Annotated in this window: 26 protein-coding genes and 1 riboswitch; of the genes, 23 read left to right on the top strand and 3 right to left on the bottom strand. The window is 43.9% G+C overall.

Annotated elements, in window-relative coordinates:
* Positions 1–90 precede the first annotated feature (90 nt).
* Positions 91–304, top strand: a riboswitch (Lysine riboswitch).
* A 137-nt stretch (positions 305–441) separates the two neighbouring features.
* The 14 genes from lysA to ytfJ all read left to right on the top strand — a co-directional run bounded on the left by lysA (position 442) and on the right by ytfJ (position 13,866).
* Positions 442–1,755: a diaminopimelate decarboxylase gene (gene lysA, locus FTV88_RS15225; protein ID WP_153726392.1), complete on the top strand. Its 1,314-nt coding sequence runs from the start codon at positions 442–444 to the stop codon at positions 1,753–1,755.
* Between the two features lie 386 nt (positions 1,756–2,141).
* Complete coding sequence (locus FTV88_RS15230) at positions 2,142–3,311, top strand: permease (protein ID WP_153726393.1); 1,170 nt, start codon at positions 2,142–2,144, stop codon at positions 3,309–3,311.
* Positions 3,312–3,347: 36 nt separating this feature from the next.
* The gene (locus tag FTV88_RS15235; protein ID WP_153726394.1) at positions 3,348–3,578 is read left to right on the top strand and encodes a thioredoxin family protein; all 231 of its coding nucleotides are present in this window, start codon (positions 3,348–3,350) and stop codon (positions 3,576–3,578) included.
* A gap of 564 nt (positions 3,579–4,142) precedes the next feature.
* Positions 4,143–4,487, top strand: a complete 345-nt coding sequence (locus FTV88_RS15240) for an ArsR/SmtB family transcription factor (RefSeq protein WP_153726395.1) — start codon at positions 4,143–4,145, stop codon at positions 4,485–4,487.
* 83 nt (positions 4,488–4,570) lie between these two features.
* Positions 4,571–7,225 (top strand): CBS domain-containing protein, encoded by a 2,655-nt coding sequence (locus FTV88_RS15245; protein ID WP_153726396.1) that lies wholly within the window; start codon positions 4,571–4,573, stop codon positions 7,223–7,225.
* Positions 7,226–7,234: 9 nt separating this feature from the next.
* Entirely contained in the window at positions 7,235–7,867 is a 633-nt protein-coding gene (locus FTV88_RS15250; protein ID WP_153726397.1) for a site-2 protease family protein, read from the top strand.
* A gap of 27 nt (positions 7,868–7,894) precedes the next feature.
* A complete protein-coding gene (gene trpS / locus FTV88_RS15255) occupies positions 7,895–8,899 on the top strand; it encodes a tryptophan--tRNA ligase (RefSeq protein WP_153726398.1) in 1,005 nt (334 codons plus the stop codon).
* A 4-nt stretch (positions 8,900–8,903) separates the two neighbouring features.
* Complete coding sequence (locus FTV88_RS15260; protein WP_153726399.1) at positions 8,904–9,644, top strand: segregation and condensation protein A; 741 nt, start codon at positions 8,904–8,906, stop codon at positions 9,642–9,644.
* Positions 9,645–9,683: 39 nt separating this feature from the next.
* On the top strand, positions 9,684–10,292 hold the full coding sequence (gene scpB / locus FTV88_RS15265) for an SMC-Scp complex subunit ScpB (protein WP_153726400.1): 609 nt from the start codon (positions 9,684–9,686) through the stop codon (positions 10,290–10,292).
* A 15-nt stretch (positions 10,293–10,307) separates the two neighbouring features.
* Positions 10,308–11,156, top strand: a complete 849-nt coding sequence (locus FTV88_RS15270) for an alpha/beta fold hydrolase (RefSeq protein ID WP_153726401.1) — start codon at positions 10,308–10,310, stop codon at positions 11,154–11,156.
* A gap of 47 nt (positions 11,157–11,203) precedes the next feature.
* Positions 11,204–12,052 (top strand): bifunctional 5,10-methylenetetrahydrofolate dehydrogenase/5,10-methenyltetrahydrofolate cyclohydrolase, encoded by an 849-nt coding sequence (locus tag FTV88_RS15275; protein WP_153726402.1) that lies wholly within the window; start codon positions 11,204–11,206, stop codon positions 12,050–12,052.
* A gap of 16 nt (positions 12,053–12,068) precedes the next feature.
* On the top strand, positions 12,069–12,698 hold the full coding sequence (locus tag FTV88_RS15280; protein WP_153726403.1) for a cyclodeaminase/cyclohydrolase family protein: 630 nt from the start codon (positions 12,069–12,071) through the stop codon (positions 12,696–12,698).
* Positions 12,699–12,758: 60 nt separating this feature from the next.
* Complete coding sequence (locus tag FTV88_RS15285) at positions 12,759–13,466, top strand: DUF2953 domain-containing protein (RefSeq protein ID WP_153726404.1); 708 nt, start codon at positions 12,759–12,761, stop codon at positions 13,464–13,466.
* Positions 13,405–13,866 carry a GerW family sporulation protein gene (gene ytfJ / locus FTV88_RS15290; protein ID WP_153726405.1) on the top strand — a complete coding sequence of 154 codons (462 nt, stop codon included), beginning with the start codon at positions 13,405–13,407 and terminating at the stop codon, positions 13,864–13,866. Before FTV88_RS15285 ends, ytfJ begins: the two co-directional genes overlap by 62 nt.
* A gap of 165 nt (positions 13,867–14,031) precedes the next feature.
* On the opposite strand, the gene FTV88_RS15295 is transcribed toward ytfJ, so the two are convergent.
* Complete coding sequence (locus FTV88_RS15295) at positions 14,032–16,452, bottom strand: transglycosylase domain-containing protein (RefSeq protein ID WP_162008089.1); 2,421 nt, start codon at positions 16,450–16,452, stop codon at positions 14,032–14,034.
* Positions 16,453–16,697: 245 nt separating this feature from the next.
* Here FTV88_RS15295 and FTV88_RS15300 point away from each other — a divergent pair, with 245 nt between their 5' ends.
* From FTV88_RS15300 to aroH, 9 genes are all read left to right on the top strand, one after another.
* Positions 16,698–17,291 carry a nucleoside recognition domain-containing protein gene (locus FTV88_RS15300; RefSeq protein WP_153726687.1) on the top strand — a complete coding sequence of 198 codons (594 nt, stop codon included), beginning with the start codon at positions 16,698–16,700 and terminating at the stop codon, positions 17,289–17,291.
* Between the two features lies 1 nt (position 17,292).
* Positions 17,293–17,829: a spore maturation protein gene (locus FTV88_RS15305; protein WP_153726407.1), complete on the top strand. Its 537-nt coding sequence runs from the start codon at positions 17,293–17,295 to the stop codon at positions 17,827–17,829.
* A 154-nt stretch (positions 17,830–17,983) separates the two neighbouring features.
* Entirely contained in the window at positions 17,984–18,214 is a 231-nt protein-coding gene (locus FTV88_RS15310; RefSeq protein ID WP_153726408.1) for a hypothetical protein, read from the top strand.
* 168 nt (positions 18,215–18,382) lie between these two features.
* Positions 18,383–19,195 carry a pseudouridine synthase gene (locus FTV88_RS15315; protein WP_207707975.1) on the top strand — a complete coding sequence of 271 codons (813 nt, stop codon included), beginning with the start codon at positions 18,383–18,385 and terminating at the stop codon, positions 19,193–19,195.
* A complete protein-coding gene (gene cobO, locus FTV88_RS15320; protein ID WP_153726409.1) occupies positions 19,134–19,730 on the top strand; it encodes a cob(I)yrinic acid a,c-diamide adenosyltransferase in 597 nt (198 codons plus the stop codon). The genes FTV88_RS15315 and cobO overlap by 62 nt, the downstream gene beginning before the upstream one ends.
* A gap of 91 nt (positions 19,731–19,821) precedes the next feature.
* On the top strand, positions 19,822–20,289 hold the full coding sequence (locus FTV88_RS15325; RefSeq protein ID WP_153726410.1) for a hypothetical protein: 468 nt from the start codon (positions 19,822–19,824) through the stop codon (positions 20,287–20,289).
* A gap of 19 nt (positions 20,290–20,308) precedes the next feature.
* The gene (locus tag FTV88_RS15330) at positions 20,309–21,586 is read left to right on the top strand and encodes a BaiN/RdsA family NAD(P)/FAD-dependent oxidoreductase (RefSeq protein ID WP_153726411.1); all 1,278 of its coding nucleotides are present in this window, start codon (positions 20,309–20,311) and stop codon (positions 21,584–21,586) included.
* Between the two features lie 29 nt (positions 21,587–21,615).
* The gene (locus FTV88_RS15335; RefSeq protein ID WP_153726412.1) at positions 21,616–22,053 is read left to right on the top strand and encodes a HutP family protein; all 438 of its coding nucleotides are present in this window, start codon (positions 21,616–21,618) and stop codon (positions 22,051–22,053) included.
* Positions 22,050–22,445 (top strand): chorismate mutase, encoded by a 396-nt coding sequence (gene aroH, locus FTV88_RS15340; protein ID WP_207707887.1) that lies wholly within the window; start codon positions 22,050–22,052, stop codon positions 22,443–22,445. The genes FTV88_RS15335 and aroH overlap by 4 nt, the downstream gene beginning before the upstream one ends.
* A 29-nt stretch (positions 22,446–22,474) precedes the next feature.
* Here the strand turns inward: aroH and FTV88_RS15345 are convergent, their stop codons facing one another.
* The gene (locus FTV88_RS15345; RefSeq protein WP_153726413.1) at positions 22,475–23,410 is read right to left on the bottom strand and encodes a helix-hairpin-helix domain-containing protein; all 936 of its coding nucleotides are present in this window, start codon (positions 23,408–23,410) and stop codon (positions 22,475–22,477) included.
* A 192-nt stretch (positions 23,411–23,602) separates the two neighbouring features.
* Complete coding sequence (locus FTV88_RS15350; RefSeq protein WP_153726689.1) at positions 23,603–23,965, bottom strand: response regulator; 363 nt, start codon at positions 23,963–23,965, stop codon at positions 23,603–23,605.
* Positions 23,966–24,127: the final 162 nt, after the last annotated feature.

A 24,127-nucleotide genomic window follows, 5' to 3' on the forward strand; every position in this document is an offset into this window, starting at 1 on the left:
GGATGCTCTAGAGTTGTTGACAGCAAACTATAGAGGTGCTACAATTTATGTACCAGTAACAACAGCATAGGGTATGCCTCATCTCGAAGGAGTTGAGGTAGAGGCGCGGTAGTTCAAGAGTAGATTCAAGAAGGTCCAAAGGCATGGACGATGCATTGAATTGAAAGGGTTCAACCGCCGAAGCTGAGACGATTGCACAAGTCCCAGCTGGGTCTGCAGTGAATAGCTGCAGGACTGTCACCACGGAGCATTCCCACCTTGATTTTCTAAGGCGCTCTTATTGTGGTGGAGCACTATCTTACTAGGGAGTAGAGAGGGCATTTTTCGTGTTGACGTAATAAGTCGCCGAGAACGCTCGGCGGCTTTTTTGTGTACTTTTCGAGATATGGGTTACAATGGATCACAACTAGAATGGGCTATACAGATAAGGGGCGAGGAATCATGAAACTTCAAGGTACAGCGATGATTAACGAAAAAGGGCATTTATCCATAGGTGGATGCGACACTGTTGAATTGGTACAAAAACATGGAAGTCCACTTTATGTAATGGATGAGACTTTTCTTCGTGATAACTGTCGAGCCTACTATCAGGCTTTTAGTGCATCAGGAAATGGCGAAGTCATCTATGCCTCTAAAGCTTTCATGAACCTGGCCATGTGTCGAGTCATTGAAGAGGAAGGTCTTGGACTGGATGTTGTATCTGGTGGTGAGCTTTATACGGCTCGCAGAGCAGGCTTCCCCATGGAGAAAGTATACTTTCATGGCAACAACAAGACAGACGCAGAACTTCAACAAGCTATAGAATATGGCATTGGCCACATTGTGCTTGACAATCACTATGAGATGGAACGACTTAACAACATTGCTGGGCGAGCAGGCAGAACGGTGAAGGTGCTTTTGCGCATTACGCCAGGCATTGAATGCCATACCCACGAGTTTATTCGAACAGGTCAAATTGACTCCAAATTTGGCTTTCCTCTCCCTACAGGTCAAGCCATGGAAGCAATTCAAGCCGTTGTAGAATGTAACAATCTTATCTACGATGGACTTCATTGTCATATTGGCTCTCAGATTTTCGAACTAGAATCATTCCGCTACGCTGCGGAAGTTATGATGAACTTTATTGAAGAGATTCACCAAAAGACTGGTGCTGTTACTTCCATCTTGAATCTTGGCGGTGGCTTTGGCATTCGTTACACAGAATCGGACGAACCAGCCGATATTAACGACTATGCAAGAACCGTTCTTGGTGCTGTACAAGGGGAAGCTGAAAAAAGAGGATTGACCATTCCGAAAGTGGTCGTCGAACCTGGACGCTCCATTGCCGGTCCTACTGGAACGACTTTATACACCATTGGGTCTGTCAAAGAAATTCATGGCGTTCGCAAGTATGTCGCTGTAGACGGCGGTATGAACGACAACCCTCGTCCTGCTCTTTACGGCTCCCGCTACGAAGCCATGATTGCCAACAAAGCAGAGCAAGCAGCTGAAGAAGTTGTTTCAATTACAGGAAAATGTTGTGAATCTGGAGACATGTTAATCTGGGATGTAAGCTTACCAAAAGCAGAAAGTGGCGATATTCTCGCTGTATCAAGCACAGGTGCTTACAACTACACCATGTCTATGAACTATAATCGCATTGGACGTCCTGCTGTCGTCTTTGTTCGCGATGGACAGTCTGCAGTCGTTGTAGAAAGAGAATCCTTAGATGATCTCATTCGCAATGATCGGATTCCACCTTATCTACAAAGATAAGGGTATCGAATGAATATCCTATAACCACGGAAGCAATCTTATTAACATACTCGTGAGACTACGTGAAAGGGGTGACGGAAGATGTCAGAAAAATTTTATGAGTTGGCTATGGAACAATTAAGAAAACAAACAGAGGATCAAGCTACCGAAACCGTCGCTGAAACAGTCGAAGAGAGAGAGTAAAAGGTTGTCCTAAGCATGGTTATATAGGGCTATCGATTATCGAAACTAAAATGCGGTACCCAGCTTTTTGAGCTGGTACCGCATTTTTTTCTTGATCTTCCCTATGGTAAAGTGATATAACATATATAAGAATATAATTATATAATGTTGAGATTGTTCCTTATCTCTATTTTTGGCCATGCTTTTTCAGGAGGTTTTTTCTGATGAAAGAGCGCAACAAATTTCTACTCATGCTCTTGATTTTTTTGGCTGCCTTTTATATTCCTCTAGATAGTGCCAGAGTACAAGGTGCCTTGATAGAAGCTTTTTATATGTTACAAGATTATGCAAGAGAGCATGTCTTAACGTGCTTGATCCCGGCTTTCTTTATAGCCGGTGCCATTGCCATTTTCGTATCTCAAGCAGCGGTGCTCAAGTATTTTGGTGCTGCTGCCAATAAAGTTTTATCTTATGCTGTAGCATCTGTCTCAGGTACTATCTTGGCCGTCTGTTCTTGCACCGTCTTGCCACTTTTTGCTGGCATCTATATGCGTGGCGCAGGTATTGGACCAGCAACGGCTTTCTTGTTCTCGGGACCGGCCATTAATGTGCTCGCTATTATACTAACAGCAAAAGTGTTAGGTTGGGAATTAGGTGTTGCTCGAGCCATTGGAGCGATTGTTTTTTCCATTGTTATTGGTCTTCTGATGCACCTTATCTTTTTGAAAGAGGAAAAAGAAAAAGAAGTTGCTTCCTTCCATATACCTGCAGAAGAAGATCGACGGAGCCTCTGGCAATATATCGTCTACTTTGGTACTATGATTTTACTCTTAATTACAGCTTCTTGGGGAAGACCACCGGAAGATGGAGGTTTTTTCTACTTTGTCTATACCATAAAATGGCCTCTTACTGTCTCATTGTTGATTCTATTGGCTATACTGTTGAAACGCTGGTTTACCCAAGAAGAACGAAAAGAGTGGGTGGGATCAACTTGGTCGTTTACCAAACAGATCTTCCCGTTGCTCTTAATCGGTGTTCTCGTTGCAGGCTTTCTCATGGGCCGACCTGGCACAGATAGTGGTATCATACCTGCAGAATACGTGAGTGCTCTTGTAGGTGGCAACTCTCTCAGTGCCAACTTCTTGGCTGCTTTTCTTGGTGCTTTTATGTACTTTGCCACACTGACAGAAGTGCCTATCTTACAAGGTCTCCTAGGAAGCGGCATGGGCAAAGGTCCCGCTTTGGCGTTGCTCTTAGCAGGTCCCTCTTTAAGCTTGCCAAACGTCATCGTTATTCATCAGATCATGGGTTTTAAGAAAACAGCCGTCTATGTAGTTTTGGTTGTAACGATGGCGACAATCAGTGGATTTATCTTCGGTACTTTTTGGGGATAACGCTATAAGACAGAAAAAGTGAAAGGAAGATATTCTATGGATATTAAAGTTCTCGGAACGGGCTGTCCAAAATGTAACCAGCTAGAAGAAAGAGTAAAAAAAGTTGTTCAAGAGCTAGGTCAAAAGGCTACCGTATCCAAAGTAGGCGATATCAAAGAGATTATGTCTTATGGTGTAATGATGACACCCGCTTTGGTTGTGGACGGAGAGGTAAAGTTCTCTGGAAAGCTGCCTTCGGAAGAGGAAATCAAAAACCTTTTTGCATAAGCGAGCAAAGGCCTTCCGGCATTGAACTGTGGAAGGCCTTTTCCTGTTAACCCCCCATGCCCGGTCGGGCACAACCATTTGATGAAAATCAGCTTTTTCTGATTACGTTGGGGTTACTTTGTGCAGGGGCCTGGTCATCACGCTTTCCTCCGCTCTGGACTGGTCCCACGCTGTTACCGCCAGCAAGCTGGCGACAGCTGAGGTCCCAAGTCCCGCTGCGGAAAGCGTGATGCCCAGGCCCAGAGGGCTTTTTACTGATTGTTACTTTCCGTTGACATTGCTTTGCGTAACGTCCTGCTATGTTTACACAGCTGCCTATTGTATTTGCAATAGGCCCAAACTCAGTCACAACCAGCAAAATGTACCTGGGTCAGGCGTTATGAATTCCTGGAGAGAGGACTTCAGACCTCAGCCATCGGCAGCTTGCTGCCGTTCATGGCGTGGGATGAGTCCGTTCGGAAGGAAATCATAACGCCTGACCCACCACAAATTATCTATTTTCGTCTTAACCAGCCATGCCCGACTAAGACGTACTGTTATCACTGAAGGAGGATAGACTACAGCATGATTGAAACGAAACAACAAGAAGATCTCTCTTTCTGGGTCGAACTCTTCAAAGTACTAAGCGACAAAAGTCGATTAACCATTTTAGCTTTGCTCATGAACAAGCCCCTTTGCGTTTGCGAAATTGTCAACTATCTAGGCATGACCCAACCAGCCGTCTCACAACACCTGCGTCGCTTGAAAGCTGTTGATTTAGTGAAAGAACGCAAAGAAGGACAATGGGTTGTCTACCGAGCCCATCAGGAAAAAATTGCTTGTCTTCAACAAGCCTATGGAAGACTTTTTCAATTTGGAGCAAAGGAAATTGAAAAAGTAGAAATGTTAAGACCGCTATCAACAGAATAAGTTAAGGAACCTTTCTTCACGATGGGGAAGAAAGCATGGTATAATATTTAGAATTAACGATAAAGCAAGAGGTGGGTCGGAGCTTGGAGATTATTCTTACCCACAATAATACGGATTTTGATGGCATTGCTTCGGCTTATGGAGCACACAAATTGTACCCAAGAGCTGTTCCTGTCTTACCGAGCAAGCTTGGGGCGAATGTACAAGAATTTATGGCTCTGCACAAAGATACATTGGGCTTCAAAAGCGTCAAGAAAATCAATCCGCAAAAAGTGAAAAGAATTATTCTGGTGGATACGAAGTCGCCCAATCGTGTCGGTCCTTTGGGCAAGCTTTTACGGGATCCTCGAGTAGATGTGCATATTTTCGATCATCATCCTCCAGGGGAAGACGATGCTGTAGGCTCCTACATCAATCAAGACAATGTAGGCGCTGTTACAACGCTGATTGTAGAAGAAATGCAGAAACGAAAGGTAAAGCTTACTTCTTTCGATGCGACTTTACTCGCTTTAGGTATTTATGAAGATACAGGCAGCCTTATGTTTTCTACGACGACAGCCCGCGATGCAGCAGCGATTGCCTATTTGTTGCAGCAAGGAGCCAACTTAGCTGTTGTTAGCGAATTTATCGATCGACCGCTTTCGGTAGAACAAAGAATGCTCTTTCACATGATCATGAAAAATGCAGAAGTGCATATGATTCAAGGTCTGAAGATTGTTATAACCCAGGCGACGGTAAAAGAGTATATTGAAGGGCTAAGCTTGCTCGTCTATAAACTTAGTGAAAATGAAAGTCCCGATGTTATTTTTGCTGTTGTCAAAATGGACGATCGCGTTGTTGTTGTAGGCCGTAGCCGAATTGAGCATGTGAAAGTGAACAAACTGCTGCTCCCTTTAGGTGGAGGCGGTCACGGCGCTGCAGCTGCTGCTACCATAAAAGGTGCCATTCCAGAAGAGATTGTACCGATCTTACTGGAGCGACTCTATGAGACCATAGAACCCCAAAAAGGGGCTCGAGAGATCATGTCATCGCCTGTCAAATCGGTGACCTCGAATACGACGATTGAAGAAGCAGGAAAAGTATTGCTTCGTTATGGTCATACAGGCATGCCCATCGTAGATGGTGATAAATTGGTCGGTGTTATCAGTCGCCGCGATCTAGACAAAGCTTTTTTTCATGGCCTTCGTCATGCACCTGTTAAAGGCTTTATGTCTCGTAACGTTATCACCATCGGTCCAGAGAGCTCAATACGAGAAATTCAACGGTTGATGATTGAACAAGACATTGGACGCCTGCCAGTCTTAGAAAAAGGAAAGCTCATCGGAATTGTATCGCGTACAGATGTACTGCGTACGTTACACGGAGACGATACACCTCGGATCTATCGCACCAACTTTCCTTCTTTATCTCCAGAAGAGCCTAAAATGCTTCTTGACGACAATCGGCTCGATATTTTACTGGAAGAACGTTTGCCAGAAAAGATTCTTCATCTTTTCCACAACATTGGTCAACTGGCTGACGAAGCAAACGTAAAAGTCTATGTAGTAGGTGGCTTTGTACGTGATCTCTTGCTGGGAGTAGAAAACCTTGATATAGACCTTGTGGTAGAAGGCGATGGCATTGCTTTTTCTACAAGGTTGGCTCGCTTTTTACGAGCTCGATTGCGTGTTCATGAGAAGTTCGGAACAGCCATGCTTGTCTGGGATGATCAGAAAATCGATGTAGCTACTGCACGTAGAGAATTTTACCAACATCCTGCGGCGCTTCCTCAGGTAGAAGCATCGAATTTGCGGCAAGATCTCTATCGTCGTGATTTTACCATTAATGCCTTGGCGATACAGCTGAATTTACCTGCTTTTGGCTATCTCGTTGACTTTTTCTCAGGTCGAAGAGATTTAGAACAAGGCTTAATTCGTGTCCTATATAACCTAAGCTTTGTTGAAGATCCAACTCGAATTATCAGAGCCATACGGTTTGAACAACGTTATGGCTTTATGATGGAAGCAGAGACTTTAGAATTTGCCCATGAAGCGATTTCACGGAAAATGATCGGAGAAGTTTCTTTTGAGCGCATGTTTGACGAGTTGTTGTTGATTTTGCAGGAAAAAAATCCTGTACCAGCCTTGTGTAGAGTTACAGAGTTCGGTATTTGGGAATTTTTTCTGCCCGATCTCCAGTGGAGCGATGGGCTTGAAAGCGAACTAGCCAATGTTACCACCCTTCAGCATCTCTTAAAAGAGCAGCAATGGTGGGATAGCAAGAGTCAGTGGATTTCTTACTTTTTGGTTCTTACCAAACACCTCAAGCCTGACGGAATAGAAGTAGCTCTTCAACGGTATCCTCTCAAGCTTTGGATTCGTGAAGCCATTGTAACAATATCAGAAGAAGGCTTTCGAGTTGCGCAAGAGCTAGATAAATGGTTAAAAGGCGGAAAAAACAGTGAACTAGATGAGATACTACAAGGCTGGTCTGTAGAAGCCTTTCTTTCCCTGCGAGCAACCTATCCCGTTCAAGAGACTATCCTCCTTTTGGAAGCGTGGCAGGCAATCCGAAAAACGAGTATTTCTATTACAGGCAATGATATTAAAGCCTTGGGCATTAAGCCTGGTCCAATTTACGGAGAGATTATGAATAGGCTTCGTGTAGAAAGATTGGATGGAACTGTGCAAAGTTCTGAAGAAGAACGACAACGGTTACGGGAGATCTTGATTGAACTGGGTTATGGAAGTAAAGACTAGGAGGAAAAAATGCTTGATTTATCCTTGGCTTCTCTGGCGGCGAAAGCGCCGGCCATACTGTTGGGCTTAGCCCTTCACGAGTACGCCCATGCCAAGGCCGCTACGATGCTTGGGGATCCCACGCCGGAACAGGAAGGTCGCTTAACGATTAACCCTTTGCCGCACCTTGATGTCATTGGCACCTTGATGCTGATCATTGCGCCGATTGGATGGGCCAAACCTGTCAATGTAAATCCTTACAACTTTCGGGGCGACCCAAAACGTGGCATGATGTATGTTTCCTTAGCGGGACCGGCCATGAACATCTTTTTAGCCCTTATATCGATGATTTTGCTTGTTGGTTTTTACAGACAGCCGGAACTTCATAGCGTCTTACAATGGATGATTATTGTAAATATCTCTTTGGCTGTCTTTAATATGCTCCCCATTCCACCACTGGATGGTTCGAAAGTACTAGCAGGATTGTTACCGTACCGACATCTAGGCTGGATGAGTAAGGTAGAACAATACGGTCCCCTCATTCTTATTGTAGCTGTTGTTACAGGCATTGCACAAATGATCATTCGACCTCTTTGGATACTCGTCCACGATGGCTTTATCTATCCCATAGGTCGATTTATAGGATCTTTTATATTTTTTTGATATCGCTTTTTAGGAGGAACCAAAACGGTGAAAAAAGGCACAATTTTTAGTGGCATGCGACCTACAGGCCGCTTGCATATTGGTCACCTGAGTGTCCTAGAGAACTGGGTACGCTTACAGGATGACTATAACTGCATTTACGGCATTGTGGATTGGCATGCCCTGACCACTTCTTTTGAAGATGTACAAGCTTTACAAAATAACATTCGTGAAATTGCTTTAGATTGGCTTTCCGCAGGCTTAGATCCTGAGAAAAGCATCATTATGGTACAATCTCAAGTTAAAGAACATGCTGAGTTGCATTTGCTGTTCTCGATGATGACACCCCTTAGCTGGTTAGAACGTTGTCCGACTTACAAAGACCAGGTGCAGCAGTTCGGTCAACAAGGAAAAGAAATTAACATGTATGGCTTTTTAGGCTATCCTTTATTACAATCAGCTGATATCTTGCTCTATCGAGCCGATCATGTTCCTGTTGGACAAGACCAACTTCCTCATATTGAGATTTGTCGAGAAGTAGCACGACGATTTAATTATCTCTATCAGCAAGAGCTTTTCCCGGAGCCACAAGCGCTGCTTTCGAAAGTAGCCCTCCTACCAGGCATTGATAAACGTAAAATGAGCAAGTCCTACGGCAATGACATTCCTTTATCAGCATCAGCAGAAGAAGTGAAAGAAAAAGTTCGTCTGATGGTTACTGATCCATCTCGCGTGAAAAAGACCGATCCAGGCGATCCTTCTGTCTGTGTCGTTCATAGCTATCATGAGATTTACAATGCCGAAGAAGTAGAGGAGCACGCCCAAGGTTGCCGCAGTGCAGGCATTGGTTGTGTGGCTTGTAAAAAACGGCTTGCTGTTAAGCTAGAAGAAGTCCTAGGACCGATTCGGGAACGTCGTCAAGAGTTGCTTTCTCGACCCGGCTTGGTCGATGAGATTCTAGAAGAAGGATCCAGAAAAGCTCGTGCCATTGCTGCTGAAACAATGATGCAAGTGCGAGAAGCTATGGGTGTAAAAGGCCCTTTAGAAAGGTAAAAAGATGACCTATCGAGTCAATCTTCCTGTTTTTGAAGGACCTTTTGACTTGCTCTTTCATCTGATTGAGAAGAAAGAATTGGATATCTATGATATACCAATTGGTCAAATCACAGCAGAGTACTTGAACTACTTGCGACAAATGGAAGAGTTGGACCTGGAAGTGGCCAGCTCTTTTCTTGTCATGGCAGCCACATTGCTATCTATCAAAGCACGGATGCTTTTGCCCAAGCCGGCAGCGTCCGAAGAAGGAGAAGCTGAGGAAATTGATCCGCGGCAAGAACTGGTTGATCGATTGTTAGAATATCGAAAATACAAAGCTGTCGCAGAATTACTAAAGTCAAAAGAAGAAGAGTATGGGAGAAACTTCCCAAGATCCATCGATCCGGCCAGTTTAGCGCATCTCTTTGCGGAAGAGGACCCTTTACAAGGTATTATGATAGGTGATTTGCTCGAATCTTTGCGCAATGCTCTTCAGGAAGAAGAGGAAAAAGAGCTCGTAACAGAAATCCCAAAAGAAGAAATCTCCATTCAACAGCGGATGAAAGAACTACTAGAGAAAGTGGAAGCGCAAGGACGAGAAAAACCAGTGCTTTTTCAGCACTACTTGCGCTCATCTTATAGTGTCAGTGAAGCAATTGTAACTTTTTTAGCTTTATTAGAGTTAATCCGAATGAGAAAAATTCAAGCAATTCAACAAGAAGCTCTTGGTGATATCTATTTGCTTCCTGGACAAATTTCATGACTGGGACAAGCTTTCCAAGTATATAAGGGGAGGACTAAATTGGACCCTCTTTTTGTCGAAGATCGGTCTCGTGAATTAGAAGCCCTTTTATTTGTATCTCCCGATCCTGTGCCGCTGGATTTGCTCTCTGATGTTGTTGGTTTACCACCTGAGGAGATAGAAAAGCAACTAAAGGCACTCGCAGCAGAATATGATCAGCAACGACGAGGCTGGCAATTGGAAGAAGTTGCCGGTGGCTATCGTTTGGCGACAAGACCTGAATACAGCGCCTATGTTATGCGGTTTTTGAAACCCCAGGGCCCCCAGGGCTTATCGAAAGCAGCGCTGGAGACATTGGCAATTATTGCCTACCACCAGCCTGTAACAAGGGCTGAAATAGAAGAAATTCGCGGCGTCAAAGCCGATCGCTCTCTAGCTACACTGCTTGGCAAAAAGTTGATTCAAGAAAAAGGTCGAAAAGAAGCACTGGGAAGACCCATTCTATACGGCACAACAGACCACTTTCTTCGTCACTTTGGCTTACGTACGTTAGAGGAATTACCGTCTTTAGATGAAGTCTTTGTTCAACCGGATCTGACCTTCCCTGAGGAACAGGAGCGGAATAATGAGGGCGAGCCAGTAAAAAAGCAAGAAAGAAAGGAACTATAGGGAGGGGAACCTATCATGGAATCAACTCGTCATACTTTGAAACTACGAAGTATTACTCTGTCATACTTGGAGTGGAAAGGAAAGGGTCAAGAACCTCTCTTGCTCCTTCATGGACTGGGCGATCATGCGCTTGTCTGGTCTGATCTAGCCGACTTGCTTAAAGATGATTTTCACATTATTGCACCGGATATGCGTGGCCACGGAGAAAGTGACAAGCCTCATAAAGGCTATACTTTTGACCATGCTATCGATGATCTGGAACAATTGATGGATCATTTGCAGTGGTCTTCAGCCCATATCGTGGGCCACTCTTGGACGGGTAAGTTAGCACCGATCTGGGCTCGCAAGCAGAGTGGGCGCTTTCGAAGCATGGTGCTTATTGATCCCATCTTCATTGTCAAAATGCCAGCTCTCATGAAGCTATCTTTCCCCATTTTGTATCGTGTTTTAGACAGCCTCAAAGGCATGGGTCCTTTTGCCAACTATGAAGAAGCGGAAGCCAAAGCACGGCAACTGCGCCAGTATGAGGGCTGGAGTGAACTACAACAAAAAGTATTTCGTCAAGGACTCGAAGAAAAAGGAGAAGGGCGCTGGGGTAGTAAATTTGTTATACCAGCACGCAATCAAATTTTCGAAGATGTTATGAAAGTAGCAGGTCTGACGGAAGAAATCACTGTGCCAACACTTTTTGTGCAGCCGGAAAAAGGCGTCAATCGAGCCGAATTTCTCGTAAAACCCTATAAAAAATACCTAAAAAACCTAACAATCGCCAATGTTCCAGGGAACCACTGGCCTCATCTCGTGGAACCCCTTCACTTTAATGCTGCAGTCCGCGACTTTTTGCAGAGTCATCGGGAATCGTAAGAAGTAGGGAAGTACTATACAGGAAAAAAAGGAGAGGGCTTAACAAAATGGCAAACTATATAGACGGCAAAGCAATGGCGGCTGAATTGCGAGCCGAAGTAAAAGCAGAAGTGGAAAAATTAAAAGCCCAGGGCTTTCAACCAAAGCTGGCTGTCTTGCTCGTGGGAGACGATCCGGCTTCGGTACTCTACGCTCGTTCTAAAGAAAAAAGCGCAGCCAATGTAGGCATAGACTTTGAACTTTTCCATTTACCAGGTCAGACAACAGAAGAAGAAGTATTAAGGTTGATTGAAAGGCTGAACCAAGACGATCAAGTCCATGGCATTATGGTAGAGTTACCTGTGCCAAAACATATCTCGAAAGAAAAAGTAATGGAAAAAGTTGATCCACGCAAAGATGTTGATGGTGTTCATCCATTGAACCGAGGCTACCTTGTGGCGGGACGCCCAGCTCTTGTACCAGCGACACCGCAAAGCTGCATTATATTGCTAGAACGCTCCGGTATTGATTTGCGAGGCAAGAAAGTGGTCTTGGTAGGACGAGGCGAGACAGTTGGCAAGCCTTTGTTCTTTTTGCTCTTACAAAAGAATGCCACTGTAACACTCTGTCATACTGGCACTAAAGACCTCGCCAAAGAAGTACAAGCTGGGGAAATTGTCATTGCTGCGGCAGGTCGGGCCGGTCTCATTACGAAAGAGATGATTGCCCCAGGTGCCGTTGTAATTGATGCAGGTATCAATGAAGTCGAGGGACGCATTGTGGGCGATGTTGTTACAGAAGAAGTGGCAGAAGTAGCTTCACTGATTACGCCTGTTCCCGGTGGGGTCGGTGCTTGTACAACAGTCCTACTCTTTAACAATGTCGTAGAAGGACTCAAAATGCAAAAAGGCTTATAGGAGCTGAATGGGATAGATGAAAAAGCTGTTTGAAGAATCTTTACAAGAAGTGCTTGCGCAGTCAGCCTCAGCAGCACCAACACCTGGCGGTGGTTCTGTATCGGCCATTGCTGGTGCTTTTGGTGCGGCCATGGTCGCTATGGTTGGCAACTTAACAGTGGGAAAAGAAAAATACAAAGACGTAGAACCAGAAGTAAAAGAACTGCTTGCCCAATCCAATCAGTTGATGAAAGAACTAGAAGAACTTGTTCAAGCCGATATAGACGCTTTCAATAACTATATGGATGTTTTTAAAATGGCCAAAAACACAGAAGAAGAAAAAGCACTGCGAGCGGAAGCACTGCAAAAAGCGGCCATTGCAGCAACTGATGTACCTCTACGTATTGGAGAAGCAACGATCAAAGGATTGCAGGTAGCTCAAAAAATGGCTGCACTGGGGAACAAAGTAGCCATTTCCGATGTAGGCGTAGGTGCTTATCTCGGTGAGGCCGCTTTGAAAGGCGCTTTACTAAGTGTAGATATCAACATACCGGTGATTAAAGATCAAGCCTATGTAGAGAAAGCCGTAGCAAAAAGAGATGAACTTATTGCAGAAGCAGAAGCGTTACGATCCAAAGCGGTAGAAGTGGTCAAAGAACGAATATAAAAGGAATAAACAGAATTGAATTGGGAATAATATCCTCCTGAGATAGAGGGGGATTTCCCAATGGTGACCAAACTGATTCTGGGAACCCTCTTGGTTGGGACATTGCTCCTGAGCCTGGGGGTTCTTTTATTTCAATTACCACTAACTTTGCAGATTACATATGACAAAAAAGGAGCAAAAAATAGAGTTGATGTTAACTTGCTCCTCTTTAATCGCGCCATACCTCTTGTTAAAAATCCTTTTACATCTAAAATAGAAAAAAATAAAAAAGGATTGCCATCGATGAAAGCAGAGGCGCCGCAAGAAAAGCATCATGAAAAAGAAATGATGCAGATGTTTGGCACTTTACAACGGGCCATTCCTAAGACGCGGCAATACTTAAGTTATTTACGTCGTAACGCCAAAAAGCTTCAGATACGAAAGCTACACTGGGGAAGCCATGTAGGGGGAACGGATGCCCTTGAAACGGCCATGCTTTCAGGGTTTTTGTGGACACTTAAGATGTCCTTGCTAGGTCGTTTTTTTTACTTGTTGGATAGAAAAGATGAAAAGCCAAGAGTTTTCGTGAATCCTTGGTATCAAGGAAAACGGTTTGATATGCATATTGATTGTATAGTTACCCTACGACCGGGTCATATTATTTTTACCGGACTTTGGCATGCCGGAATTATGCCGCCTGTGTTATCTAAGGGGGGTGAAGGAAAGAATGAACCATCCCATCGAAGGTCTTATGCGAACAGCCATGGAAAGTATCAAAGAAATGGTTGATGTTAATACCGTCGTCGGCGACGCTGTACAAGCCCCGGACGGCAGTCTAATAATTCCAGTTTCACGAGTAGCCTGTGGCTTTGCGGTAGGTGGCTCAGAGTTTAGTACCGATAGCAGAATGGAAGAGCCAGAAGAACGGGCCTCTGCGTTGCCTTTTGGAGGCGGAAGTGGTGCTGGTGTATCAGTTCAACCTGTAGGCTTTCTTGTCGTACACAACGGAAGTGTGCGTCTTTTGCCTGTAGACGGTACAGCTATGGTCGATCGCTTAATTGATTTAGCTCCGCAGATGATGGATCGCCTCAAGTGCATGATGGAAAAAGAAGAGTGTGAGAGTCCTGATAAAGAGCCTTGTGATGAGAATCCAGAAGGATCCACTGTTAATCCGGAAAAAATCTGCTAAGCTAAGGCCACTTTTCGTAGTGCTCAGTGATTGTGGCATAATGCTGTGCTACTTTCATTTGGTTGTACCGTCCAGACAGAGAGGACTTATAAAAAGAACCTTGAGTTTCACTGAAACTCAAGGTTCTTTTTATTTTTTAGAGCAAAGTTGTAGCGAAACAAAGCTTTAATCTTCTAATCCGCCTTCAGTACCTTTTTTTTCTACATTCGAAGTGTTATTGAGAAAATCTGAAGGTGTGGGTGCTTTCGTAGTCGGTGCAGGTTCTGTTGGCTTTGACGTTGAGGGAGGACTTGTGGAGCTTTTTGTGGGGCTGCCACTATCATTTCCTAGATCGGGAACGGCAGGTACGTTATTCCACAATTCAGCCAGTTTTTTGGCTTCTTCGTTTGAGAGAGAAGTAGAATTATCAATTGATGACGGTGCTTTGTTTGTAGGAGAAGACGTTGAGCCATTAGCTGGTGGGGTTGAGGAAGAATTTGAATATCTGGATGTAGAAGATGGATAGTAGGAATCAGAAGAACTAGAGGAAGAAGCTGTAGAATCAGTTGACGCAGTTGAACTGTTGGAATCGTTTTCTGCCGAAGCGGTGCTGGCTCCATCAGAAGGGATCGTTGAGGCAGAAGCGGAGCGGCCTATAAAGTCACCTGCAGCATGTAAAACTTCTGCAGGGCGGGCAAAGGCTTGCACAGGTCGATCTTGTAAAGCACTATTGAGAACTTCTCGAAACATTGCAGCAGGATAGGAACCACCATAGATTTGACGTAAATAATTATGGCGGTCTGTTCTGTCATAACCCATCCAAACTGCACAGGTTAGTTCTGGTGTATACCCGACAAACCAGGCATCTTTGTTACCGCGGAGATTGCGAAATTCTGCGATGGGTGGTAGCTCCACAGTCCCTGTTTTACCTGCTACAGGTCTGTTCATCTGCGCTCTTGTGCCTGTTCCAGACTGGACAGCCGTTACCAGCATATCCGTCATTTGGTAGGCAGCTACTTCACTAAGTACTCGATTGATATCTGGAACGATCGGTTTTTCCCGTCCCTGAAAATCAACAATCCGGGTTACTGCGTGAGGCTCATTATAAATCCCTCCATTGGCCATGGAGGCATAGGAGCCGGCCATTTGCAGAGGTGAGACGCCTCTGGTCATACCTCCAAGTGCAAGAGACAGATAAGGTTCTTCACCTTCCATGGGCAATCCCGTTTTACGAGCAAAGTCAACGCCTACAGTAGGGCCGATGTGGCGAAAAAGATAAACAGCCGGTACGTTGATAGATTGAGCAACTGCCTGTCGAATGGTAACATGGCCGCGATAGGTGTTGTCATAATTTCTAGGGACATAGCCGCCACCGAAATTGATAGGACTATCTGGTAAGATATCATTCGGATGAAAGCCTGCTTCCATGGCTGGTGCAAAGACAAAAATTGGTTTGGCCGCCGAGCCTGGTTGTCTTTTTAACTGACTGGCTCGATTAAAGCTACGAACACCATCGTAATTGCGTCCACCGCCAAGGCCACGAATCAACCCACTTTCTTGTTCTATCACAGCCATAGCCGCTTGAACAAGTTGGTCGCTAGAATTCGGTGGAAAAAAGGCTTCGCTGGAGAGAACCTCTTCAATCTTTTGTTGCAACCTTCGATCCATGGCTGTATAAATATGCAAACCTCCGCGGAAGACCTGACTGTCTGTATAGCCATGGCGACTCGTCAACTCTTCAATCACGTAATCGACATACGCAGGAAAGGGATATTGTAAAGAATTTATGTGTACTTGTTGGGGTAATGGCTCAGAAGCGGCCATTCTTGCTTCTTCTTGTGTTATCAAACCGTTTTGAATCATGAGGTGCAAAACGGTACTACGACGATCAGAAGCAGCTTCTGCATTATGAATGGGAGAATAAAAGCTAGGGCGACGAGGCATACCTGCAAGCAAAGCAGCTTCTGCTAAATTAATATCACGAATATCTTTATTAAAATAGGTTTGTGCAGCTGCTTGCACACCATAAGCACCATGACCAAAGTATATCCAATTTAAGTACATTTCTAGGATTTCATCTTTGGTATATCGTCTTTCGATTTGATAAGCCAGAAAGGCCTCATGAATTTTTCGTTGAATTGTTTTTTCCGGTGATAAAATAGCGTTCTTTGCCAGCTGTTGCGTAATCGTACTGGCACCTTGAGAAAAACCGCCATCTTGAACATTGGTAAAAAAAGCCCTCAATATAGCTCGCAAGTCAATACCTTGATGGTTGTGAAAACGTAAATCTTCAGCGACTAATATGGCTTTTTGTAGATTCTCAGGAACTTCTTCAATCGATACAGGAATTCGATTTTGCTCGCCATGTAAAGCCGTAATCAACTCGCCATCTTTATCATAAATAAAAGAGGTGGCTTGCATCGATAGGAGAGAATCGGCATCGAAAGCAGGTCGATCTTGTAAATAGTAAGCTAAGACGAGTAAAGGCGGTAAAAACAGAAAGAGAAATAGAACAAGGAGAGGAATCAGAAAAGGTCGAACGTAGCCTTTCAGCTTTGGTTGAAGCACTTCATTCCAAAAAGATTCGGCTTCTTTTTTTTCTTTCATCACACAGAACCAACCTACCTTCCAGGAGGGTATTTATTCCAGCCCTACCAATCATACCAAATTAATTCGGAGAAGGTAGCCAAAACCCTCCCATGAATTAACATATTTTAACTCTTTTTCCTTATGCCTTTTCCGGCGATATTTTCATGCTCGGTGGAGGAGAAGCTTCTACGAATTGGCTCTTTCCTTAATCCGGTTCTAGCCTATCCCGGTTGGTCATAAGCTTGTACCAGTCGGAGGTGATTATCGTGAATTGGATATGGACAATTTTTATCATTGTTGGAGTTGCCGTTGCGGCAGCACAAGGAGAAATTCACAAAGTTACCGAAGGAGCCATTAAAGGGGCAGAAATGGCAGTCGCTGTGGCTCTAGGACTGATTGGAGTCATGGCTTTATGGCTAGGTATCATGCGCATTGCCCAAGAAGCAGGGCTCGTTAACTTATTAGCACGAGCTGCTAGGCCTGTGATGGCCAAGCTTTTTCCTTCTATTCCATCGAATCATCCAGCGCTCGGACACATCATCATGAATTTGAGTGCCAATATACTGGGACTAGGTAGTGCAGCAACGCCTTTTGGTATGAAAGCAATGCAAGAAATGCAGAAACTAAACGGTAATCGTCCTGTGGCATCAGAAGCGATGTGCACCTTTCTGGCTTTGAATACTTCTTGTCTCACTCTTGTTCCAGCTACCATTATCAGTGTTCGTGTAGCAGCTAACTCTGCCAATCCCACTGAAATTGTAGGGCCGACCATCTTAGCGACGGCTGTTGGTATGACAGTGGCTATAACAGCCGATTGGATATTAAGAACTTATTATCGCCGCCGAGGAGGCTTCTAAGATGCTAACAGAGATACTTGATCCCCTATCAAGATGGACAGTGCCCCTGTTGCTGACAATTATCTTACTCGTCGGATTAATGAAAAAAGTTAAAGTTTATGATGCTTTTGTCTCCGGTGCTGAAGAAGGCTTCACGATAGCAATTAAGCTCATACCCTATCTCGTAGCAATGATGGTGGCCATTGGAATTTTTCGAGAGACCGGTGCACTGGCTATCGTTCTCGGCTTTTTAGCGCCTTTAACAAGTTGGCTTGGCATACCTGGCGAAATATTGCCTCTTGCCATTATGCGTCCTCTCTCCGGTAGCGGGGCTCTCGGTGTAGCTACGGAGTTAATTCAAACGCATGGCCCCGATTCCTTTATTGGACGTCTGGCTTCTACCATGCAAGGAACGACCGATACGACTTTTTTTGTTCTAACCATTTACTTTGGTGCTGTAGGTGTAAGCCGTTATCGATATGCCCTATTTACAGGTTTATTGGCTGATGTGACAAGTTTTTTGGCTTCGGTATATTTTTGTCGACTTTTATTTATATAGAGATAAAGTCTGAAAAAGAACAGAGAAAGAAAAAGATTTTCCTACAAAAGTTCTTTTATACACAAGCTTTTTGTGGTACTATAATAGCGAGATTAAGTTGATCATCTATTCAGAATAGACTGTCAACGATAGTGCCACGAAAGGAGGGAGGACGATGGCAAAGCAATCTTATATGTACCAGATAGGCGAACGTGTAATTACTTATAATGCGCAATCAGGGACTATTAGCAGCATCGTTCATGATGAAGATGGTGGTAGCTTTTTACTTGTAAAACTCGATCATATGACTGGCGAATATGCTTACGACTTTAGCGAAGTCACAAGACTTGCGAAAGTAAGAAGTAACCATAGAACGAAAGCAGAGCCTGTCCTGAGTCGGTGCTGAAAAGAAAAGCCTAGCTTCCTTGCCTTGTGGAAAAGAGAATACGGTAAAAAGACCTACTTTGGGCCATAATTGGAAAGTAGGTCTTTTGTTTTATTTTTTGAAATCGCTTACAATAGATCGTAAAACCTAACCTATATATACTATAAGGAGGACAAGACAACGGAAACTATACGCTTACAAAAAGTCCTTGCTGCAGCAGGCATAGCATCTCGCAGAGAAGCAGAACAAATGATTGTTGCAGGCCGTGTACAAATAAATGGTAAGACAGTTAAAGAATTGGGTGTAAAAGTTCAAGAAGGAATAGACCAAATTGCTGTAGACGGCAAGGTAATTGATTCTAAAGAAGAAAAAGTTTATTATCTTTTGAACAAGCCAAAAGGCTATGTGACGACGAAAAAAGATCCACAAGGAAGGCCGACTGTAATGAACTTGCTTTCGGAAGTAAAAAAACGGATCTTTCCAGTGGGTCGCCTTGATCAAGATACAACAGGCTTGTTGTTGCTTACCAATGATGGTGATCTAGCCTATCGATTGACCCATCCTAGCTTTGGGGTAGAGAAGACCTATGAAGTTACTTTAAAAGGACAGGTGAACGCTGTAACGCTCTCTCTTCTAGCGAAAGGTGTTGAGCTAGAAGATGGTGTCACAGCGCCTGCGAAAGTTCGAATGATAAAAAAAGACAAAGATTCAACAACGCTCGAATTAACCATTCATGAAGGTCGCAATCGTCAGGTTCGCCGTATGGGGGAAGCAGTTGGCCATAAAGTGATCTCATTACAAAGGCTATCTTTTGGACCCTTGAAATTACAAGGCTTGCCGGAAGGATCTTATCGCAAACTAAGACCTTCTCAAGTAGCTCAGCTTATAAAAGAAGTATCTTCGCCAGCTACGAAGAAGAATAACAAGGGAGGGAAAGACCATAAAAAGGCCGACTCTAGAAAAAGGACTTATTCAGGTCTACACAGGAAGCGGAAAGGGTAAGACAACAGCTTCATTAGGCTTGGCTTTACGAGCTTCCGGTCATGGTTTTAAGACTTTTATCATTCAGTTTATGAAAGGCAATGCTTATTACGGTGAACTTTTTGCTTTACAACGGATGTACCCTCAAATTCAGATTGCGCAGTATGGACGAAATTGTCCCCATGATCCTTTAATTCGGCAAGGTGAGATGAAGTGCTTAGGTTGTATGAAGTGCTTTGTCCAGAAAGGAAAAGCAGAAGAACAAGACCTATTAATAGCCCAAAAAGCCTTAGCGAAAGCAAAAGAAGTTCTTCAAAGTGAAGAATTTGATCTAGTGATTCTTGACGAATTATCGAATGCCATTTATTTTGAACTTATTACAGTAGAGGAATCCCTGCAATTGCTGGACCTAAAGCCTGATCACGTTGAAATCGTTATTACGGGAAGGAATGCACCGCCTGAGATCGTAGAGCGAGCTCACTTGGTGACAGAAACGAAAGAAGTAAAGCATCCTTACCAGATTGGCTTAGCCAGTCGACGGGGGATTGAGTATTAAAATGGCATTCCTTTTTCCATAAAATTAAAGGAATTTTACCTGCTTTTCTCGAATAAGGAGATATATTATAGATTGGTTGGAGGATATAATCTTGACTGACTTAATCAACATACAAGGGGAAGATTGGCCCCCTCCTCTAAAAGCAAGAGTTCGTCTCGATTTTCGAACTCCCTATCGGAAGAGTAGGATTTTTTTTAGCAACAATGGGTTGGATAAAGAAGCAGGAACGATTCGAGAACAGCAAGTGTCCTTGTTGCAGAATGTGCCGATTCAAGGCATTGTAATAGAGCAGATCGATACAGAAGCAGATATTTATAGCCTTTTAGATGAAGTAAGCGGGCGAGAGGTCGCTTTTGCACCGGCTATCTTAACCATAAGAGCAGATTCATTGGAAGATTTATTGCGATTTACATTACGAGAAGACTTTCGCAAGATTGAGATGCTTGAGCCAGAAGACATCTCTTTGCAACGTTTTGAGCTCGAACGTCTTATATATCGTATTAACGAAGAACAGAGAAAGATTATACAGAGTATAGAACGCAAACTGATTGGCCGTTGAAAGGCGGAATAGAGCAATAATGTCATCGATTCTAGTTATCGGAGGGGGCGCAGCCGGTCTAATTGCCGCCATCATGGGAGCTAAGACCGGAGCTTCTGTAACACTTTTAGAACGCAATGAAAGACTGGGTAAGAAAATACTTATTACAGGCAAAGGTCGTTGCAATGTCACCAGTGCAGCAGATGTAGAAGAAATTGTTCGCCATTTCCCAGGTAACGGCACCTTTCTTTACAGCTCTTTGCGCGCTTTTGATAGCGCACGTACGGTGGAGTTTTTTGAAAATCTAGGCGTACCTCTTAAAATTGAACGAGGTCAGCGTGTTTTTCCTGTGAGCGATCGTGCGCAAGATGTGGTCGATGCTTTAGAGAAAGAGCTAAAAAGACTGGGAGTATCGGTTCATTATGGACAAAGAGTAAAAGCGATTAAGCGCAAGGCTGAAGGGGCTGTTGCAGGTGTCGTTACAGAAAAAGGCGACTCCTTTCCTGCTTCTGCTATTATCATTGCAACGGGCGGTATGACCTATCCAGGCACAGGAAGTACCGGTGACGGTTATAGACTGGCTCAAATAGTAGGACATGAGATCAAACCTTTGCGCCCATCGCTTGTGCCACTCGTTACAGAAGAAAAGTGGATTGCCGATCTACAAGGGTTATCGCTCAAAAATGTACGACTGACCTTGACAACAAAGAATGGGAAAAAGCTCGGAGAAGATTTTGGAGAAATGATTTTTACCCATTTTGGTCTCTCAGGTCCTTTGATCTTAACATTAAGCAAAAAAGCAACAGACTACTGGGAGCAAAAAGGGAAAAGTACAGACCAAAAAGAACCCTTAACAATGAAGATCAATCTAAAACCAGCCTTAACACCGGAGCAATTAGATCGACGAATTCAAAGAGATTTTGAACAATATGCCAGGAAACAATACAAGAATGCATTACAAGACTTGTTACCGAAGTCACTGATTCCCGTTATTCAAAAGCTATCTATGATTCCCGAAGATAAATTTGTGCATCAAATTAATCGACAAGAACGTTTTCGTTTGCAAGAGTTGATCCGAGCCATGACGCTTACGGTTGTCGATCATCGACCGATGAAAGAAGCCATTGTTACAGCTGGTGGCGTTTCCATCAAAGAGATCAACCCGAAGACCATGGCTAGCAAAATTGTTCCCGGTCTTTTTTTTGCTGGGGAAGTAATCGATGTAGACGGATATACAGGTGGTTTTAACTTACAAGGTGCTTGGTCTACAGGCGCTATTGCGGGAAAAAGTGCTGCAGAGGTTGTGACAGACACCTAAGATTCGCCGACGATAGGAGGGCTTTGGCCATGACAGGAACTCGGGGAAGTAGAAAAGCTGCTGTTGCAGCTTTGCGCTTGGCCATGACGGATTCAAGAGAAGAAGAATACCAATTGCGAAAAAGCTTTGCTAGAGAAGGCATTCGCTCTGCAGCTGTCGACTACGGTGGCGAATACATTGGAGCTGTTAAAAAAATTATTGAACGAGCCATTGTAGCTGCAAGGCGAGAGAATATGATCGGACAGAGCCATCATGAAGAAGGTGCTGTTGCTGGTGCGACTCACGAAGCAATGATGCAAATTATGGCCAAAGCAGTTGGATTGAATATCGGAGGCAAAGTCGGCCTGGCTCGTTATGATGACCATATTTCTGTAGCAATTTTCTTTGGCATTGGTCTGCTTCATCTTGACGAAGTCGCCGTAGGTATGGGCCATCGAGCCGCATTAGAGGAGGCAACAAAAGAATGACCATCTATCACAGAGGCTTACGCGGTGCTATATCCGTAGAAGAGAATACGAAAGAAGCCATTCATGAAGCAACACGAAAGCTGCTCTTAGAAATGATGAGAGCCAATGATGTGCAAATAGAAGATATTGCTTCTGTGATCTTTACAGCTACAGCAGACTTAAACGCTGATTTTCCAGCTTATGTAGCTCGAGAGATGGGCTTTCAGTCTGTTCCTTTGCTTTGCGCTCGTGAAATGGATGTGCCTGGCGCGATGGAACGCTGTATACGCCTCCTAATGCATGTGAATACGACGAAAAAGCAAGAAGAAGTCCTTCATATCTATCTTGGAGAAGCGGCAAAGCTTCGTCCTGATCTAGTCGAAAAAAATAAAGGTCGCCAGGAAGAACTGTAATTCTTCTTCGGTGACCTTTTCTTTATCCTTTAACAACAAGCTTTGCTTTTTAACTGGGCAACTTTTTTTAGACCTAACCCTGATACTTTCATTAACTCATCAAGCGATTGAAAAGGACCATATTCTTCTCGGAAGCGAATGATTCGGCGAGCGTAAGCAGGACCTATGCCGGGAAGCTGATCAAGTTCATTCATATCAGCAGAGTTAATGTTAATTAAGAGAGCGCCTTTTTGTCCAGCCACTTCCATCGGTACTACTTCAACAGGCACAGGTGAGAGTGATAGCTTGGCCAATAGGTCGTCAATGTTATTTAAGGATGCTTGCAGAGCTTCCCGATCCATAGTTGCTGAATGGGTTAACTTGTATTGAGATAAGAGGTTATCAACGGCCAGACGTAATATCTCATCGACAAGCATGAAAGCATCGCTCATGGAAGTTTTTCGATCAGAAAGGGTCAAGAGACGGTCATTGGGAATAGCAAGAAGTAGGTCTACAAAGGGATGCAATTCTTCAAGACCTGCAGTGGCAATCAGGGAGCGCTTACGTCCTTCAAAAGTAAAAGGCAGTGTTACTACAGCCCATACAGGAAGACCTTTTTCGCGTGCTATCTTGGCCAAAAAAGGTATCACAGCTGTGCCCGTTCCACCACCAAGTCCAGCCACTAAAATCACAACCTGACTATTTTCTATCAGCTCAAACAGTTCTTTCAGGTTTTCTTCGGCCGCTCTTTTGCCCAATTCTACATGAGAACCAGTCCCCAGTCCTTTTGTTGTGCCTAAACCAAGGAGGAGCTTTTTCTCTGCTTGTGAGCGTTGTAAGGCTTGCAGATCTGTATTGATAGTTACAAATTGCAGACCCTCAACACCTTGACGAATCATATAATCAATGGCATTACAACCGCCTCCACCGATACCGATGGTAGTGATGAGCGATTGTAGTTTTCTTTCAGACTTTTGCGGAAACAAAGGGAGTCCCTCCAAGCCAAAATGATCGTAAAAAATAAGGACTCCCTACCCCTTTGTCGAATTGTTACGATACTTGCTAGTAAAAGCAACAAAGGCAGGACCCTTGTCGATAGCATAGCACAGCTTCTTCAAAACATAAAGCCTGCACTTCTCTTTTTCTCGATGATTAACAGGCCTTACAGAACTCTTTCTCTACAGAGCGGAAACATTTTTGAGTGTATTCACGATGTTTTCTTCTTTGAAAGGCTTTACGATAAAAGACTTGGCACCACACATAACAGCTTCACGTACATGAGTCTCTTGTCCCATGGCCGTAACCATAACGACTTTTGCTTTCGGGTCAAGGACCATAATTTCTTTAAGAGCTGTGATTCCATCTACATGGGGCATTGTAATATCCATAGTTACAAGATCCGGGCGGCATTCAAGGTATTTTGTAACAGCGGTTGAACCATTCTCCGCTTCTCCAACGACTTGAAAGCCCTTCTTTTCTATCATCATCTTGATTGTCTTACGCATAAAGGCGGCATCATCAACGACTAACACCTTAATTATAAGACCCACATCCTCTCTTACCTTTTGGTAATCTTCTGCAAAGACTAAAAAACATGAAACAACTAAAACAATAGATAATAAGAAGTGCAATTTGTATTTCCATTACTAAAATTAACTATTGATGAAAAATACTTCTACTGGTATTCTAGCATATTTTTCTGG

Origin of the sequence: Heliorestis convoluta (assembly GCF_009649955.1) — a bacterium.
Lineage (GTDB): Bacteria > Bacillota > Desulfitobacteriia > Heliobacteriales > Heliobacteriaceae > Heliorestis > Heliorestis convoluta.

Excerpts from the sequence above, each read along its gene's own strand:
- lysA (WP_153726392.1), top strand. The coding sequence starts at position 442 with ATGAAACTTCAAGGTACAGCGATGATTAACGAAAAAGGGCATTTATCC.
- FTV88_RS15230 (WP_153726393.1), top strand. The coding sequence starts at position 2,142 with ATGAAAGAGCGCAACAAATTTCTACTCATGCTCTTGATTTTTTTGGCT.
- FTV88_RS15235 (WP_153726394.1), top strand. The coding sequence starts at position 3,348 with ATGGATATTAAAGTTCTCGGAACGGGCTGTCCAAAATGTAACCAGCTA.
- FTV88_RS15240 (WP_153726395.1), top strand. The coding sequence starts at position 4,143 with ATGATTGAAACGAAACAACAAGAAGATCTCTCTTTCTGGGTCGAACTC.
- FTV88_RS15250 (WP_153726397.1), top strand. The coding sequence starts at position 7,235 with ATGCTTGATTTATCCTTGGCTTCTCTGGCGGCGAAAGCGCCGGCCATA.
- FTV88_RS15260 (WP_153726399.1), top strand. The coding sequence starts at position 8,904 with ATGACCTATCGAGTCAATCTTCCTGTTTTTGAAGGACCTTTTGACTTG.
- FTV88_RS15270 (WP_153726401.1), top strand. The coding sequence starts at position 10,308 with ATGGAATCAACTCGTCATACTTTGAAACTACGAAGTATTACTCTGTCA.
- FTV88_RS15275 (WP_153726402.1), top strand. The coding sequence starts at position 11,204 with ATGGCAAACTATATAGACGGCAAAGCAATGGCGGCTGAATTGCGAGCC.
- FTV88_RS15280 (WP_153726403.1), top strand. The coding sequence starts at position 12,069 with ATGAAAAAGCTGTTTGAAGAATCTTTACAAGAAGTGCTTGCGCAGTCA.
- FTV88_RS15285 (WP_153726404.1), top strand. The coding sequence starts at position 12,759 with ATGGTGACCAAACTGATTCTGGGAACCCTCTTGGTTGGGACATTGCTC.
- ytfJ (WP_153726405.1), top strand. The coding sequence starts at position 13,405 with ATGAACCATCCCATCGAAGGTCTTATGCGAACAGCCATGGAAAGTATC.
- FTV88_RS15295 (WP_162008089.1), bottom strand. The coding sequence starts at position 16,452 with ATGAAAGAAAAAAAAGAAGCCGAATCTTTTTGGAATGAAGTGCTTCAA.
- FTV88_RS15305 (WP_153726407.1), top strand. The coding sequence starts at position 17,293 with ATGCTAACAGAGATACTTGATCCCCTATCAAGATGGACAGTGCCCCTG.
- FTV88_RS15310 (WP_153726408.1), top strand. The coding sequence starts at position 17,984 with ATGGCAAAGCAATCTTATATGTACCAGATAGGCGAACGTGTAATTACT.
- FTV88_RS15330 (WP_153726411.1), top strand. The coding sequence starts at position 20,309 with ATGTCATCGATTCTAGTTATCGGAGGGGGCGCAGCCGGTCTAATTGCC.
- FTV88_RS15335 (WP_153726412.1), top strand. The coding sequence starts at position 21,616 with ATGACAGGAACTCGGGGAAGTAGAAAAGCTGCTGTTGCAGCTTTGCGC.
- aroH (WP_207707887.1), top strand. The coding sequence starts at position 22,050 with ATGACCATCTATCACAGAGGCTTACGCGGTGCTATATCCGTAGAAGAG.